This window comes from Azospirillum brasilense, assembly GCF_003349955.1.
Classification (GTDB): Bacteria; Pseudomonadota; Alphaproteobacteria; order Azospirillales; family Azospirillaceae; genus Azospirillum; species Azospirillum brasilense_B.
This window is the reverse complement of sequence record NZ_QLKQ01000020.1, coordinates 44,193-60,122: the sequence shown is the minus strand read 5'-3', so window position 1 is coordinate 60,122 and position 15,930 is coordinate 44,193. Positions and strand designations below refer to the sequence as shown.

At 69.5% G+C, this 15,930-nt stretch carries 10 protein-coding genes and 1 tRNA gene; 3 read left to right on the top strand and 8 right to left on the bottom strand.

Going from position 1 to position 15,930, the window contains the following annotated elements; all coding sequences use genetic code 11:
• Nucleotides 1–99 precede the first annotated feature (99 nt).
• Nucleotides 100–3,633: a hypothetical protein gene (locus DXK32_RS11440; protein WP_162801142.1), complete on the top strand. Its 3,534-nt coding sequence runs from the start codon at nucleotides 100–102 to the stop codon at nucleotides 3,631–3,633.
• 72 nt (nucleotides 3,634–3,705) lie between these two features.
• On the opposite strand, the gene DXK32_RS11435 is transcribed toward DXK32_RS11440, so the two are convergent.
• The 3 genes from DXK32_RS11435 to adhE form a co-directional block, all read right to left on the bottom strand.
• On the bottom strand, nucleotides 3,706–4,530 hold the full coding sequence (locus DXK32_RS11435) for a hypothetical protein (RefSeq protein ID WP_162801141.1): 825 nt from the start codon (nucleotides 4,528–4,530) through the stop codon (nucleotides 3,706–3,708).
• 240 nt (nucleotides 4,531–4,770) lie between these two features.
• On the bottom strand, nucleotides 4,771–6,444 hold the full coding sequence (locus tag DXK32_RS11430) for an AraC family transcriptional regulator (protein WP_205215694.1): 1,674 nt from the start codon (nucleotides 6,442–6,444) through the stop codon (nucleotides 4,771–4,773).
• A 294-nt stretch (nucleotides 6,445–6,738) separates the two neighbouring features.
• On the bottom strand, nucleotides 6,739–9,399 hold the full coding sequence (gene adhE, locus DXK32_RS11425) for a bifunctional acetaldehyde-CoA/alcohol dehydrogenase (RefSeq protein ID WP_114858618.1): 2,661 nt from the start codon (nucleotides 9,397–9,399) through the stop codon (nucleotides 6,739–6,741).
• A 340-nt stretch (nucleotides 9,400–9,739) separates the two neighbouring features.
• On the opposite strand from adhE, the gene DXK32_RS11420 reads away from it, so the two are divergent.
• Both DXK32_RS11420 and DXK32_RS32095 read left to right on the top strand, forming a co-directional pair.
• Nucleotides 9,740–9,815, top strand: a tRNA-Phe gene (locus DXK32_RS11420).
• Nucleotides 9,816–10,011: 196 nt separating this feature from the next.
• On the top strand, nucleotides 10,012–10,176 hold the full coding sequence (locus DXK32_RS32095) for a hypothetical protein (protein ID WP_014199676.1): 165 nt from the start codon (nucleotides 10,012–10,014) through the stop codon (nucleotides 10,174–10,176).
• On the opposite strand, the gene DXK32_RS11415 is transcribed toward DXK32_RS32095, so the two are convergent.
• The 5 genes from DXK32_RS11415 to DXK32_RS11395 all read right to left on the bottom strand — a co-directional run bounded on the left by DXK32_RS11415 (nucleotide 10,160) and on the right by DXK32_RS11395 (nucleotide 15,696).
• Nucleotides 10,160–10,714 (bottom strand): histidine phosphatase family protein, encoded by a 555-nt coding sequence (locus DXK32_RS11415; RefSeq protein ID WP_114858617.1) that lies wholly within the window; start codon nucleotides 10,712–10,714, stop codon nucleotides 10,160–10,162. The genes DXK32_RS32095 and DXK32_RS11415 overlap by 17 nt on opposite strands.
• Nucleotides 10,708–11,403 (bottom strand): phosphoglycolate phosphatase, encoded by a 696-nt coding sequence (gene gph / locus DXK32_RS11410; RefSeq protein WP_114858616.1) that lies wholly within the window; start codon nucleotides 11,401–11,403, stop codon nucleotides 10,708–10,710. Before gph ends, DXK32_RS11415 begins: the two co-directional genes overlap by 7 nt.
• A gap of 13 nt (nucleotides 11,404–11,416) precedes the next feature.
• Nucleotides 11,417–12,547 carry an ABC transporter ATP-binding protein gene (locus DXK32_RS11405; RefSeq protein ID WP_247877097.1) on the bottom strand — a complete coding sequence of 377 codons (1,131 nt, stop codon included), beginning with the start codon at nucleotides 12,545–12,547 and terminating at the stop codon, nucleotides 11,417–11,419.
• A 14-nt stretch (nucleotides 12,548–12,561) separates the two neighbouring features.
• Complete coding sequence (locus tag DXK32_RS11400) at nucleotides 12,562–14,274, bottom strand: ABC transporter permease (protein ID WP_114858614.1); 1,713 nt, start codon at nucleotides 14,272–14,274, stop codon at nucleotides 12,562–12,564.
• 75 nt (nucleotides 14,275–14,349) lie between these two features.
• Nucleotides 14,350–15,696, bottom strand: coding sequence for an ABC transporter substrate-binding protein (locus DXK32_RS11395; RefSeq protein WP_114858613.1), 1,347 nt, complete (start codon nucleotides 15,694–15,696; stop codon nucleotides 14,350–14,352).
• Nucleotides 15,697–15,930: the final 234 nt, after the last annotated feature.

Here is a 15,930-nt window from a genome sequence, read left to right as displayed (position 1 = left end):
TCGCGCGGTTTTCGGGTGCGCGCAGGTCGGGGGCGTTTGCGCCCGTTTCCGACCCTGGACACAAATCCGGACCCCCAACCGAGCTGAAGGACATTCCGCATGCCGTCCCGCACGCGCCGGAAAGTGATCGTTGTCGCGCCCGAAACCCCGCCGTCCCCTCCGCCCTCCTCTCCGGTGGAGGCGAGCATGGACGCGGTGGCGGCGGCCGCGGCGCTGGCGCTGGGCATGCCGGTGGTGCCGTCCTCGCAGCGCGACGCCCTGCGCGGCTGGACCGCGGTGGCCGTCCACCCGCTCCAGCCGTCGCAGACCGACTGGCTGCGGATGGTGCGCGGGGCCTCCGTCGGAATCGGAACACCCGGCGCGCGGGCCGCCATCGAGACCGCCGCAATCCAGACCGCCGCCATGGAGCGGCTGTTCGTGGCGGGCGAAGGAACGCCGGCCCTGCTGGGCGTGCCGCCCGGGGCGGTCTATGAGGGCGAGCGCTTTCCCCTTCCCGACGACCGGCTGAGCGGCGCCCGGCGCCTGCTGAAACAGGCGTCGGGCGTCGTCGGCGAGGCGAAGGCCGGCCAGCCCATCGGATCCGACGCCATCTCGCGCCGGCTGCGCGGCGTCCGCAACATGCTGCTGCCGCTGATCGAGGCGTTTGCCGGACCGGCGGAGGCGGGCGGCACCGCCCCCTTCCTGGAGGAACGGCGCCAGCTTCGCGGTCTCGACCAGGACATGGCGGCGGCGCAGAGCTGGGACGCCGTGGAAGCCATCATGGCGGGTCTCGACCGGATCATCGACGGGCTGGACGACGCGGCGCAGGCCGCCGGCGGAGTCCATCTGTCCTACAGCGCCGAGGCCGCCTGCCGCCTCCGGCTCGCCATCCGCTTCAAGGTCGCGTCCGACGGGCCGCTTCCCGCGGACCGTCTGGCCGACGCCGACCGCGCGCTGACGCGCCTCGTCAACGGCGGCTATCCGCAACTGGCGGGCTGGCTGCGCAACCGCATGCGGGCGCTGGCGCAGCGGGCGGCCGAGACCGATCCGTCCGGAAACAGCCGTTTCATCGTCCTGGAGGACGGGAGCGCGGGCGCCCGCGGGTGGGTGGTCCGGATTCTCGTCAACCCCGCCCTGCCGGCGCCGGCCTGGTTCGCGCTGTTCCAGCGTCTGCACAACCTCCTGGTCATGGCTCTGTTCACGCTCAAGCTGGAACTGTACGGGATGCTTCACCGGCTGGCCGGCGCGGCGCCCGCGGACGGCACGGCGACGGACGGCACGGCGAGGGACGGCTTTGCGGCGGACGGCGCCGGAAGCGGCGCGTCGGGCGGTGGAAGCCGGGAAGCGGCGGATGACGGGCGCAACGGCTGCGCCGCCACGCTGGTCGACGTGACCTTCCCGCGCCACGGCACCCTGGCCGCCCAGCAGCAATGGCGGCGCTTCACCGGCGACCTGCAGCTCGAAGACGGCCTGCCGCGCCCGGGAATCGCCTACCGGATCACCTCGGCCCTGCGGTCGGTCGATGCCCTGTGCCGCTCCGCCCCCCCGCCACGGAACGCGGCTCCGGCGCTGATCTCCCGGCTGCACGGGCTGCTGGCCAATCAGGATCGGGCCACGGCGGACGGCATCGCGGCGATCCGCGCCCGCATCCGGGAAGGCGTCGCGCCGCTGTCCCTGAAGGCCATCGACGGGCTTGGCGACACCGCGGCGCAGCGGTTGCTCGTCGTGATCCTGGAGCAGCTCTGCCAGGGCTACGGGCTCGCCACGGACAAGGCGCTGGCGACGGCCTTCGACGGCTGGTTCGCCGCCAAGCTTCCCGGTTACGCGGATCTGGGCGCCCTGCCCGCGACCGTCCGCGCGGCCATCAAGACGGCCAAGGACAAAGGCGGCTGGAGCGATGGCGACGCGGCCATCGCAAGCGCTGTCGGATTCGGACTTTGGGTGTCGGCGGCCATGGAAAGCCATCTGGAGAAGCGCACGGCCTTTCTGCGCCATGGCTTCGAGGACTCCGGGGCGCTGCTGACCCACCTCACCACCCTGCCCTCGCTGGCGGCGGCGCTGAACGGTCCGGGCATCCAGCCGGTGATCGAAGGTCCCTGGGCCGCGGCGCTGCATTTGGAGGGGAACTCGCCGGGGCAGGAGCACGCCGCGGCCCCCGTCGCCATCCTGCTCCAGGACGGCGAGCCCGGGCGCCGGCCGGACGATGTCCTCACCGCCGCCGCCTCGCAGATCGAGGACTGGCTGGCCACCCACCGCAGCACCGTCACGCTGGTGCGCGACGGTGGGCAACTGGCCGTCGTCTGGCGTGACGAGGCGGATCTCGGCCCGTTCCGCTATGCCCCGGTCGCGGCCACGCTCACCGTGACCGGCGCCGCGCCGGGCGGGCCGCCGCCCTCGCTGATCCGGGGACTGCCCGTCACCGCCCTGTCCGAGACGATCCGCTCGGTCCGCGAGAGCCTCGCGCAGACCGACGACGGCGCCGTGCGCAGCCGGCTGGCCGCCACGCTGAACGCCCTGACCGCCCTCGGTCTGCGCAGCGGAGCGCCGGAGGGCGCCGACCCGTCGGTGACGGCGCTGCGCCAGGGCCGGTGCCGCCATCTGATGCTGAGCAGCGCGGAGCTGGCGCAAGGGTCCGCCGCCGAGTACCCGCGCAGCTACTACCCCGACGACGCTTTCCGGATCGTCCTGAACGACAATCCCGTCGACGCGGCGCGGCGGCTCGGCCCTTCTCCGACCGGCACGGAAACGCGACGGACTTTGGATCTGCTCGTCGTGAACCAGGGCAGCGGCGGACGGAACGCCGACGGCGAGCCGCTGCTGTCCCCCGGCACCTGGACGGCGGAGGCCCTGGCCGCCAGCGTCGTCGCGCCCCTGGAGGCGTCCGGGTGGACGGCGCGGACCGTGGTTCTGGATTTCCCCTTCTCGGCCCAGATGCTGGAGGTGTTCGCCCCGCTGTGCGCCGGCGAGGGCCGGATGGTCATGACGCTGGACGACAGTCTGGAGCCGATCATGGACCGGGGGATGTGGGACGCCGTCCGGCCGGCGCTGGACCGGAGCGACGCCGAGGCGATCCGCGACGCCATCGACTCGCGGGTCGCGGCCATGACCGCGGCCGCGGTGGGGCGCCTGCATCTGGACGAGATCCTGACCGCGTCCAACGCGGCGATCCACGAGCATCTCGCCAGCCATCCCGACGGACGGGACGCGGTGTCGGTTCTGCGCTGCCTGAAGCCGATCGGCGATGCCCTGCAGGACCCGGACACGCCGCTGGACCGCATCGAAACGGTGCTGCAGGCGCTGCGCGGCACGCCGCTGCCCCGGAACGACTTCGCGGCGGCGGACCAGGCCCTGCTCGATGCCTTCCCGGTCTCCGCCAAGGACGTGACAGCGGATTCGCTGGAACGGTTCCAGGAAAGGCTGCGCCAGCGGGTGGAAACCGTGCTGTCCGATCCCTCCTTCAGGATCGGCCTGGACCCGGCGTGGCTGGCCGGGCGGCCCCTGTACGGATCGCAGCCCGACGCCCTGTGGACCCTTCTCGGCGACCGGTGGGCCAACATTCTCGCGCTCGACCCCGGCCTGTCCAGCGGTCCAGCCCGTTTCGCGGTGTTCAGCCGCGGGACCGGCGAAGTCAAGATCGTCAATATGGCCGCCTGAACATGGCAGCATGACGAAGCGCTGCGCCCGGAAGGTTCCTCCTTCCGGGCGCAGCGCCGGCATTGGCGGTGTTCACAGCGCCGAAGTGGCCGACCGAAAAAGCGAACCCGGATTGTCGCACAGGAAAAGCCCGATCTGCATGGCGTTCAGCACCGGCGTCAGCGTCCCCTTTCCGTCTTCGACCAGCGGTTTCACGAAGGCGTTCATCCTCTTCGCCGCCTTGGACAGATCGTCGATCCCATGCTCGCGGGAATTCTCCAGCCTGTTGTCGCTCAGTATCCGCAGAACGACGGCGATTCCCGCGGTTACGCAGTTGAATTTTCCCTTCGCCTCGTCGAGGCCGTACCATCCGTAAAGCGGCCCCCCTTTCAGGTTCCGGGACGACAGGATCTTCGAGCTTTTGTTCTTCAGAGCGTCGATCTCATCGCGGAAAATTCTGTAGACAGACTCCGAAACCGGTATGGAGATGACGCGCCGGGACGGGTCTTCGAACATTTCCTTGTCGTCGTACCATTCCCCCTCAACCGAGCCGCCCTGCTTGAGGGCCGTCGTGCTGAACATGCTGGCGCTGAGCGACGCCGGGTTGAAGCCGGCGACCGTGCGGTTGATGTCCGCGCCCTTGATCTTTTCGGCAAAGATCGCGAAATGGCCGGCGTAAATGGACGCCAAAGCCTGCATCACGCTGTTGTCCAAGGGTCCTGTCTTCATGTAGCGAAAGAAGCGGTACACCCCGCAGGCTTGATAGCCGAGCGTCCTCATGCAGTATTTCATGAAGTGTACTGTTTCCGGGTCCTTCTCTGGGATGTTTTTAAAATATTCATCGAGGTCCTTGTTGCTGGCCTGCAATGACAGTTTTTGGCTGGTGACGGCAATGAATCCAACGCTGTACATTTCCATGATCGCACCCATCGTGTGAGGCCGGCGCCGAGGCCGACCGGGAGAAGGCACGGGCATGCCACGATCGATGGGCGCTGACGCATCGATGGAGCTGGCAGCGCCCTTGCGAAGCCTGAAACCGGCATGGCCGGATCAAAAAGCGCCGGGTCTCCGGCGCGGGCGCGCGGCGATGAGCATTCCCGTACGCATCGGACGTTTCACCGGCGAGGGACGTGAAGGCCGCCCCTCCGGTGGTGCGGTTCACCGGTGAGCGGCGGCTCCGGTCAGGTTGCGCCGGTACTCGCGCGGGCTTTCCCCGACGAGGCGGCGGAAGCTCTTCTCGAAATGGCTGAGGTCGCCGTAGCCGACGCTCATCGCCACCTCGGTGATCGGCAGCCGCCGCTCGGCGGCCAGCAGCTCGCGCGCCTTGTGGATGCGGATGCGGCCGAGCAGACCCTTGAAGGAGGTCCGAAGCTCCGTCCGGAACAGGTAGCTGAGGTGGGACGGGCTGACATGGGCCTGCCGCGACAGCTCGTCCAGCGTGATCGGGTCGGCGAAGCGCTCCCCCAGGAACACCAGCGCCTTGCGCAGGCCGCCGTGCAGCAGGGCCAGGGCGTCCTGGTCGCGGGTCAGTGCGCAGCGCACCCAGTGATCGGCATCCGATGCCGCCGACGGAGCAACGGACGCGGCCTCCGGATGGCCGTTCGGGTGATCCACCGGGTGGCCCACGGGATGGCCCACGGGATGAATGCCGGACTCCGCGTCCGCCGGCGCGGCGCCGCCGACCATCCAGGGGGCATGGCGGCGCACGTCGCCGTGGCGGATCGGTCGGCCCCCGGTCATCACCGCCAGCCGGGCGATCACCCGCTCCAGCTCGAACAGGTTCTCCGGCCAGGAATGGGCCTTGCACAGGGCGATCAGCTCGTCGGTCCGTGTCTCGTCGGCGCGCCCGCCATGACGCTCCAGGGCGGCGACGACCAGCGGCTCGATGTCCGCCGGGCGGTCGCGCAGCGGCGGCACGGTGGCGCACAGGAAGTCCAGCTCGGCGAGCAGCGGACGGGAGAAACGCCCCTCATCGGCCAGCCGGCGCAGGTCGGTGGTGGTCGAGGCAATGACCCGCGGGTTCCCCATCCCACTGGCCATCCCATTGCCCGCCCCGTTGCCGGACATCATCCAACCGTCCGGCGCGTCGAGCCATTGGCCGAGCTGGGACGGCATGTGCTGAACGATCTGCCCCTGAAGGGCCGGCGTCATCTCATCCACGCCGCTGAGGAACAGCGTGCCGCCGGCGGCCCGCGCGAACCAGTCGGCGGGCACCCCCACCGGGTCCGCGCCGTTGACCTGGATGAAGGGACCGTCGCGCCGCGGTCCGCAGCCGTGGATCGCCGCGGCGAGCTGGGCCTTCTCCGTTCCGAACTCGCCGGTCAGCAGGACGGGCAGCGCGCTGTGGGCGGCCTGTTCCAGAAAGGCGTCCAGCTCGCGCAGCGCCGGGCTCATGCCGACCATCATCAGGGGCCGCCCGAACCGCCGCTCCGCCCAGCGCCGCACTTCGTAGCGCTTGGCCAGATAGCCGCATTGGCGGGCGACGTCCCGCAGCATGGGCGCCTCGGGCGCGGCGCCGTCCGGTGCGCGGTCGAGGACCAGCCGCATTTCGCCGACCGGCGCGTCGGCGTAGGTGATGGGCACCACCACGGCCTCCGGGTCGGCCGCGGCGTCGTTGGGGTCGCCGTCCGCCGTCCAGCAGAGGCGGCCATCCGCCCGGTCCTGGGCGAGCACCAGAGTGCCCATGTCCTGAAGCCACAGCGCGCCGCCGCGCAGCGGCGCGCGGTCGGCCAGCCGGCCCATCAGCCCGCCGATCAGATCCGGCAGGCTGCGGAAATCGGCCGAGGCCGGGTGCAGGATCTCGTCCAGCGTGCCACAGACCGGCAAGCTCATCGCACCGCCTCCTTGGTAAAGCCGTGCCGCATCATCCGCGAGCGCCGGACTTTGAAGACGAATGCATGCATCGCGGGACCGCGATGACGGTAATCGGATTGATAGGATCGAATCATGACCGGAATCACCTGCCGCCGTTTCGGACAATGGGTTCACAGCCAATCGACGTTTCATGGCGTCAGGGCGTGAAGTCTTCGGCAGACCGGCTTTTTTTCCGGACAAAAGAATGGGCCGCCCGGTATCCGGTGTCCCGGCGCCGGGCGGCCCTGTCAGGCCCGGATCAGCGTGCAAGGATCAGCGTGAACGGACCAGCGCCACCGGCTTGCGCTCCGCCCCGGTCTCTGGCGCCCGCTCCGCGTCCTCGGCATAGGCGCGGCCGTAATAGCTGTCGAGCAGGAGCCGCCGGATCTCCGCGACCAGCGGGAAGCGCGGGTTGGCGCCGGTGCACTGGTCGTCGAAGGCGGCCTCGGCGATGGCGTCCAGCCGGGCCAGGAACTCCACCTCCGGCACCCCGGCGGCCTGGATCGAGGCCGGGATGTCCAGCGTGCGCTTCAGTTCCTCCACCCAGGCGACCAGCTTTTCCACCCGCTCATGGTCGCGGCTGCCGCCCAAACCCAGATGCCGGGCGATCTCGGCGTAGCGGGCGACGCCCTTGGGCCGGTCGTACTGGCTGAAGGCGGTCTGCTTGGTCGGGATGTCGGCGGCGTTGTAGCGGATGACGTTGGCGATCAGCAGGGCGTTGGCGACGCCGTGCGGCAGGTGGAACTCAGCCCCCAGCTTGTGCGCCATCGAATGGCAGACGCCGAGGAAGGCGTTGGCGAAGGCGATGCCGGCCAGCGTGGCGGCGCTGTGCACCTGCTCGCGCGCCTTGGGGTCCTTGGCGCCGTTGGCGTAGGCGGAGGGCAGATGCTCCTTCAGCAGCTTCAGCGCCTGCAGCGCCTGCCCGTCGGTGTACTCGTTCGCCAGGACGGAGACGTAGGCCTCCAGCGCGTGGGTCACCGCGTCGATGCCCCCGGCGGCGGTCAGGCCCTTCGGCATGTCCATCACCAGATTGGCGTCGATGATCGCCATGTTGGGCGTCAGTTCATAGTCCGCGATGGGGTACTTGATCCCGGTGCGCTCGTCGGTCACCACGGCGAAGGGCGTGACCTCCGACCCGGTGCCCGAGGTGGTGGGGACGGCGACGAACTGCGCCTTCACCCCCAGCTTGGGGAAGGTGTAGATGCGCTTGCGGATGTCCATGAAGCGCAGGGCCAGATCCTCGAAGGCGACGTCCGGCGCCTCGTACATCACCCACATGATCTTGGCCGCGTCCATCGGCGAGCCGCCGCCCAGAGCCAGGATGACGTCCGGCTGGAAGGCGTTGGCGAGCGCCAGCCCGCGCCGCACCACCGCCAGGGTGGGGTCGGCGGCGACCTCGAAGAAGGTCTCCACCGCGAGACCCAGCCCCTTGAGGATGCGCACGGTCTCGTCGACGTGGCCGTTCTCGAACAGGAAGCGGTCGGTGACGATCAGGCAGCGCTTCTTCCCGCGCAGCTCCTCCAGCGCGAAGGGCAGGCAGCCGCGGCGGAAGTAGATGGATTTCGGCAGCTTGTGCCACAGCATGTTCTCGGCCCTCTTCGCCACGGTCTTGCGGTTGATGAGGTGCTGCGGCCCGACATTCTCGGAGATCGAGTTGCCGCCCCAGGAACCGCAGCCAAGCGTCAGCGATGGCGCCAGCCGGAAATTGTAGAGGTCGCCGATGCCGCCCTGCGAGGACGGCGTGTTGATCAGGATGCGCGCCGTCTTCATCGCCTGCCCGAAATGGCGGATGCGCTCCGGCTGCTGGTCCTGGTCGGTGTAGAGGGCGGAGGTGTGGCCGATGCCGCCGAGCGCGACCAGCGCCGCCGCCTTCTCGCAGGCGTCCATGAAGTCGCGGGCGCGGTAAAGCGCCAGGGTCGGCGACAGCTTCTCGTGGGCGAAGGGCTCGTCCTCGGTCACCGCCTCGACCTCGGCGATCAGCACCTTGGTGTGATTGGGAACGCTCACCCCGGCCATGGCGGCGATGGCGCCGGCCGACTGGCCGACGATGTCGGCGTTCAGCGCGCCGTTCTTCAGCAGCACCTTGCGCACCGCGTCGGCGTCCGCCGCCGACAGGATGTGGCCGCCATGATGGGCGAAGCGGTCGCGCACCGCGTCATAGACGGACTCCACGACGATGGCCGACTGCTCCGACGCGCAGACCACGCCGTTGTCGAAGGTCTTGGACATCAGGATGGAGGCGACGGCCCGCTTGATGTCGGCGAACTCGTCGATCACCGCCGGGGTGTTGCCGGCGCCGACGCCGATGGCCGGCTTGCCGGAGGAATAGGCGGCCTTGACCATGCCCGGCCCGCCGGTCGCCAGGATCAGGGCGATGTCGGGGTGGTGCATCACCGCGTTCGACAGCTCCACCGAGGGCTCGTCGATCCAGCCGATGATGTCCGGCGGCGCGCCGGCCTCCACCGCGGCCTGGAGAACGATCCGCGCGGCCTCGCAGGTCGCCTTGCGGGCGCGGGGGTGCGGCGAGAAGACGATGCCGTTGCGCGTCTTCAGGCTGATCAGCGCCTTGAAGATGGCGGTCGAGGTCGGGTTGGTCGTCGGCACGATGGCGCAGATCAGCCCCACCGGCTCGGCGATCGTCATGATGCCGTATTCCGGATCCTCCTCCAGGATGCCGCAGGTCTTCTCGTCCTTGTACTTGTTGTAGATGTACTCGGAGGCGAAGTGGTTCTTGACGACCTTGTCCTCCATCACGCCCATGCGCGTCTCGGCGACCGCCAGCTTGGCCAGCGGGATGCGCGCGTTGGCGGCGGCCAGGGCGGCGCTGCGGAAGATGCGGTCCACGGTTTCCTGCGGGAAGCCGGCGTAGACTTTCTGCGCCTCCCGGACGCGGAGGACGAGGTCGTTGAGGTCTGCAAGCGTGGTGACGGGCATATCGTGTCGCCTCTGCGGTTGGCGCGCCGCCGGCCCTTTCGGGCCGGACAAGGAAACCGGATGCGGGCGGGCTGAAGCCCTTCTGGAACAGCATCCGGGGCACGCACGGAAAATCGGTCATGGCCGGGCGGCGCTTCTCTCTCGTCCGCGCGGCAAGAAGACTATCCCCCGACCGCGAGTGACGGACCATGACTCATGTCAAAACTGGTATGACCACTTTCGGGGTAGAGCCACCCCCAACCCGCCCGACCGGTCTGGAAAAATCTCTTCCGAACGGGTGACGAATTGCGCTGGACAAGCGCTCCGGTTCTTCCTATAAGACGCCCCCGCACGCAGCGGCGCCCAGGTAGCTCAGTTGGTAGAGCAGGGGACTGAAAATCCCCGTGTCGGCGGTTCGACTCCGTCCCTGGGCACCATTTTTCCTACTTTCCAAAAGCCTGAGCGATGCACAGCGCCGGGAGCCGTCCGTCGCTCCGCCGCGCCTCGTTCACCTTTCTTTCTCCGCATCGTTGCTGCAACCGTAAATCCGCCCTTCGGCGGAGAATCCGGGCGCCAAAGCCCCCGCTCGCCTGTTATCGTAGCGGGAAGCCTCTCGCGCCACGGGGTCCGGGCATGGAAGAAAAGCTGATCGCCTACATCGGCCGGTTGAAGGAGCAGATCGCCACGCTGCGCTCCGCCGACTTCACCACCCCGGAGGAACGGGTGTCCTGCGAGGCGGTGGCCGACAGTCTGGAGCTGGTCGTGCGCGAGCTGACGGACCTCATCGAGATCCGCTGACCGGCACTCCGACGCGTTCAAAAAATCCGGCGCGCTCCAGCGTGACAGGCATCGCGTTGGGCGGCCAGAGCGTGTCCGGGGCGAGGCCCAGCCAGCGGCACAGGGCGTGCCACGTGCCGGCGTGCGCCACCACCAGCGGCGGCCGCCCGTCCGCCGGAACCGGCAAGCCGTTCAAGGCCGCGGCGACGCGGGCCTGGAAAGCGGTGAGGCTTTCACCACCCGGCACCTCCTCGCGCAGGAGATCCCCCGGCACGGCGCCGCCTTCCAGATCGCCCCAGCGCCGCTCCTCCAGACCGGGAACGACGGTCACCGGAAGACCCAGCGCCGCGCCGATGACGCCGGCGGTCTCCATCGCGCGCCGCTGCGGGCTGGAGTGAATGGCGACGACCGGAGCCCCCTGGGCGGCCAGCGCCGCGGCGGCGGCGTGGGCCTGCGCCCACCCGCGCTCGGTCAACGACACGTCGCGCGACCCGGCCAGCCAGCCGCCGACGTTGCTCTCCGTCTCGCCATGCCGGCAGAAGACGAGACGGTTCAGCATGGGGAGGTCGCGGACAGCGCCCCCGTCAGGTCGCCGAAGCGCTCCAGGATGCCGTCGTGGGGAAGGCTGTCGAGCGGCACCCGCGCGTAGCCGTAGCGCAGCACCAGCACCCGCGCCACCCCGGCGGCGCGGGCGGCGGCCACGTCATGCTCGTTGTCGCCGACGAAAACGGTCTCCTCCGGCCGGACATCCATCAGGGCGAGCAGGCCGAGCACCGGTTCCGGCGAGGGCTTGCGGGTGGGGAAGCTGTCGCCGCCGACCACCGCCGCGAAGCGGTCGGCGATGCCGAGGTCGGCGAGCAGCCGCCGCGTCGCCGCCATCGGCTTGTTGGTGCACACCCCCAGTGTCAGCCCGGCCGCCGCCAGCGCCGTCAGCGTCTCCGCCACGCCGGGATAGAGCGCGCTGTGGGCGCTGGGGTCGGCCTCGTAGATGGCCAGGAAGCGGCGGGTGTGGGCCGCCGTCTCCTCCGCTCCGGGCAGGCCGCCGGTGGCGGTCAGGACCCGCTCCACCAGCTTGGCCACCCCGTCGCCGATGAAGGAGCGCACCGCCGGCAGATCGACCGGCGGGCGGCCCAGCTCGGCGAGCAGGGCGTTGGAGGCGTGCATCAGGTCGGCGGCGCTGTCCACCAGCGTGCCGTCGAGGTCGAAGGCGACGGCACGCAAGGACTTGCGGTTGGGAAGGCTGGTCACCGGAATGCGACTCCTATCGGCGCAGGAAGCGGGCCTTGTCGGCCGCGAGGTCGAGGGTGATCGGGGTGTCGGTCGGCAGCAGCGCGTCGCCGGCCTGGTGCGGGGCGTCAACCTGCACCTGCTGCCCCCCGATGTCCACCGCGTAGCGGATCGAGGCGCCCAGGAACTCGCGGTGCCGCACCACGCCCACCAGCCGGACATGGCCGGCGCGCGGCGCCCCGCCATCCTGGCGCCCATCCTCCTGGTGGATGAACAGGTTCTGCGGCCGGAACATCAGCTTGCCCTCGGCTCCCGGCTCCACGCCGCGCGGCAGCGGGATCGCCACGCCGCCGCCCGTGACGAAGGCCGTCCCGCCGTCCACGGCGCGCACCTGCCCCTCCAGGACGTTGGCGGTGCCGAGGAAGCCGGCGACGAACAGGTTGGCCGGGTGGTCGTACAGCTCCTGCGGAGTGCCGACCTGCTGGACGATGCCGTCCTCCATCACCGCGATGCGGTCGCAGATGGTGTTGGCCTCCTCCTGGTCGTGGGTGACGAAGATGGTGGTCAGCCCCAGCTTGCGCTGGAGGCTCAGCAGCTCCTGGCGCATCTGCACGCGCAGCTTGGCGTCCAGGTTCGACAACGGCTCGTCCAGCAGAAGCACCTTCGGCTCGATCACGATGGTGCGGGCGAGCGCGACGCGCTGCTGCTGGCCGCCGGACAGTTGCGACGGCCGGCGGTCGGCCAGATGCTTCAGCCCGACGAGGTCGAGCGCCGCGTCCACCCGCCGCTCGATCTCCGCGCGCGGCACGCGCCGCTCCTCCAGCCCGAAGGCGACGTTGCGGCGCACCGTCATGTGCGGCCACAGCGCGTAGCTCTGGAACACCATGCCGACGTCGCGCTTGTGCGCCGGCAGGCCCGAGATGTCGCGCCCGCCGATCGTCACTGCCCCGCGCTGCGCCGTGTTGAAGCCGGCGATCAGCCGCAGCAGCGTGGTCTTGCCGCAGCCCGACGGGCCGAGGAAGGCGAAGAACTCGCCCGGCTTGATGTCGAGATGGATGTCCTTCAGCACGCGGTGGCTGCCGTAGGACAGGTCCACGCCGTCGATGCGGACGCCGACGCTCTCCATCCCGGCGGCCAGGGAGGTGGGGGAGAATTGATGGTTCATGGTGGCGGTTCCCCTCAATGGTCCTGGCCGCGCTCGCGCCGGCCCCGCTCGATGATGACGTGCGACAGGTAGGTGCCCAGCCCGACGATGACGACGGCGAAGACGCCCAGCGCCGCCCCGGGACCGCGCCCGGCCGCCGACTGCATGTAGACGTAGAGGCCGTAGGCCAGCGGCGCGTCGCTCTGCGAATGGACCAGCATGATGGTCGCCGACAGCTCGACCGCCGCGGTGGCGAAGCTGGTGACGAAGCCGGCCAGGATGCCGCCGGACATCAGCGGCACGACCACGCGGCTGATGGTGCGCAGCTTGGTGGCGCCCAGATTCTCGGCCGCCTCCTCCAGCGAGTTGCTGACCTGCTGCAGGGCCGCGGTGCAGGCGCGCAGCGCGTAGGGCAGGCGGCGGATCGCCAGCGCGAAGACCAGGATCAGCCAGAAGCCGGACAGCGGCTGCCCGGTGAAGGGCATGGGCACGTCGTAGAAGCTGCGCAGATAGCCGATGCCCAGCACCACGCCCGGCACGGCCAGCGCCGCCATGGCGATGTAGTCCAGCCATTGCCGGCCCGGCAGCTTGCTGCGCAGCACCAGATAGGCGATGGCCGTGCCGATCACCACATCGAGCAGTGCGGCCAGCGAGGCGTAGAGCAGCGTGTTGGTGATGTACTGGCCGCTCTCCAGGAAGACCGTCCCGTAATGCTTCATCGTGAAGGCGTCGGGGAACGGGCTGAAGGACCAGATCGTCGCGAAGGACAGCAGGGTCAGGCCGATGTGCGGCGCCAGCACCAGCACCAGGATCAGCAGCACGACCGCGTAGGCCGCCACCAGCTCCAGCGGCTTCATGCGCCGCCGCGCCAGACCGCCGCCGCCGCGCTGGACGGTCGCGTAGTCCTTGCCCTTCATCGCCAGCGCCGACACCCACAGGGCCAGCAGCGAGCAGACGATCAGCACCACCGAGATCACGTAGCCCATCGGGTCGGCGATGCCGATGGAGGAGATGCGCAGGTAGGCCTGCGGCGCCAGCATGTCGTTGACGTTGAGCAGCAGCGGCGTGCCGAGGTCGTCGAACACCTTGATGAAGACCAGCGACGCGCCGGCGACGTAGCCCGGCATGGCCAGCGGGAAGACGATGCGGCGGAACAGCCGGAAGCCGTGGCAGCCCAGGTTCTGCGCCGATTCCTCCATCGCCCGGTCGATGTTCTTCAGGCTGGCCGACAGGTTGATGAGGATGAACGGGAAATAGTGGATGCTCTGCACGAAGATGACGCCGTTCAGCCCCTCCATGAACGGGATGGAGATGCCGAAATGGTCGCGCAGCAGCAGGTTGACCGTGCCGTTGCGCCCGAACAGGAGCTGCATCGCCACGGCGCCGATGAAGGGCGGCATGATCAGCGGGATGATGCCCAGGCTCTGGATCAGCACCGCGCCGCGGAACTCGAACCGCGTCGTCAGGTAGGCCAGCGGCAGGGCCAGCGCGCTCGCCACCACCACCGACATGGCGGAGACGTAGAAGGAGTTCCAGAACGACCGCATGAACAGGTCGTTCTGGAAGAAGTCAGCGAAGTTGATCAGGGTGAAGGCCCCGGTCGTCTTGTCCTGGAAGGCGACGAAGATGACCTGGACGACCGGCACGACGAGGAACAGCAGCAGGAACAGCGCGATCAGCACAGCCGCCACCGCCGGCCCCGGCCGCACGCGCGCGATGCTTTCGCGCGTGAGCGCAAGAGACGTCATGGTTCAGCCCAATGGTATCGGGGGAGAAGGCGGGGAGGAACGCCCGCGCGGGGCGCCCCTCCCGTCACGCTCGGGTCAGCGGGCCAGCGCCAGGGCCTCTTCGGCCTTCTTGCGGGCGGCGGCGTAGTTGTCCTTGGCGAAGGCGGCCCACTTCTGCTCGACCTGGGCCTGACGCTCCGGCACGGCGTCGGTGGCGCTCTTGCGCTCCACCGTGAAGGCGCCGGCGAGCTGCGGGTCGGCGGCCTCCTGGGCGGTCACCGGCATGGCGGCGACGAGGTCGCGCGCCTCGGCCAGCAGCGCCTTGGCCTTGTCGTTGGGCTTCTTGGCCAGCGCGGCGTCGGCCTGATGGATGGCGCGGGTCGCCGCCTTCAGCCCGTCGAGCTGGAAGGTGATGAGCTGGTCGAACAGCGCGTCCACCACGTTGTAGCGGGCCTGCGACACCTCGACGTCGAAGTTCACCTGCGAGCCCAGCGAGGTGTCCTTGAACGGGTTCGGGTAGTCGGCCGGGGCTTTGGCGTAGGTGGCCGGGTTGACCGGCAGGCGGCGGATGGCCGGCTGCAGCAGCACCTCCTGGCCCTGCGGCGACAGGATGAAGTCGACGAAGGTCTCGGCGGCGGCCTTGTTGGGGGCGTTCTTCACGATGCCGATGTTGGCCGGCACGATGGTGGTGACCGTCGGATAGACGAACTCCACCGGGAAACCCGAGGCCTGGGACGACAGCGCGAAGAAGTCGATCACGATGCCGATGCCGAAGCTGCCGGAGTTCACGCCGTCCGGCACACCGAAGCTGCGCTCGGTGATGGTGCGGTAGTTGCCGGCGATCTCCTTGTTGGTCCGCCAGCCCTTCTCCCAGCCCTCGCCCTGGAGGATGGTTTCGATGGTCAGGTGCGTGGTGCCCGAGCGCGACGGGGCGGAGATGGCGACGTGGTCGTAATAGACCGGCTTGGCGAGGTCCGACCACTCCTTGGGGGCCGGCAGCTCGTTGGCCTTCATGTAGCGGCTGTTCCACATGATGCCGTAGCCCGAGGCGGCGAAGCCGGCGTACATGCCCTCCGGATCGTTGATCGGGTAGGCGCCGACCTTCTCCGGAATGCCCTCGACCTTCGGCTTGTAGGCCTGCAGCAGGTTGGCGCCCTTCAGAACCTCGAAGGCGTCGGGGGCGGAGGCCCAGAACAGGTCGGTGCCGTTGTTCGACGCCGTCTCCTGGAGATACTTCACGCCCGCGTTGGTGTTGCGGTTCAGGACCTCCAGCGTGACCTTCGGATAGGCCTTCTGGAAGGCCTGCTGGAAGGCGCTGGTCAGGTCCTTCGGGAAGGAGGTGACGACGACCAGCTTGCCCGACGGGTCCTGGGCGAAGGCGGCGGTGCTGGAAGCGAGCAGGACGGCCAGGGCGGCCGCGACGCCGTGCAGCGTGCGAGACATAGGTATGGTTCCTCCCAGTGTTTTTCTGCGTGATCTTTCAGCAATCCGCGTGCCAGACCGTTCGCAGGCGAATTCACTGGGCTCGCGCCGGGAGGATGGGTAAAGCCGGTAACATCGGGTGCGTGCGATGGGTAACGGCGGGAACAGGATGGACCGGTCCCGGGGCATCGTCACCTTGGCGCGGAGATCAGCCCCGCACAGCGGCAAGCCGGGCAACGAAGAAGGCGACGGCGC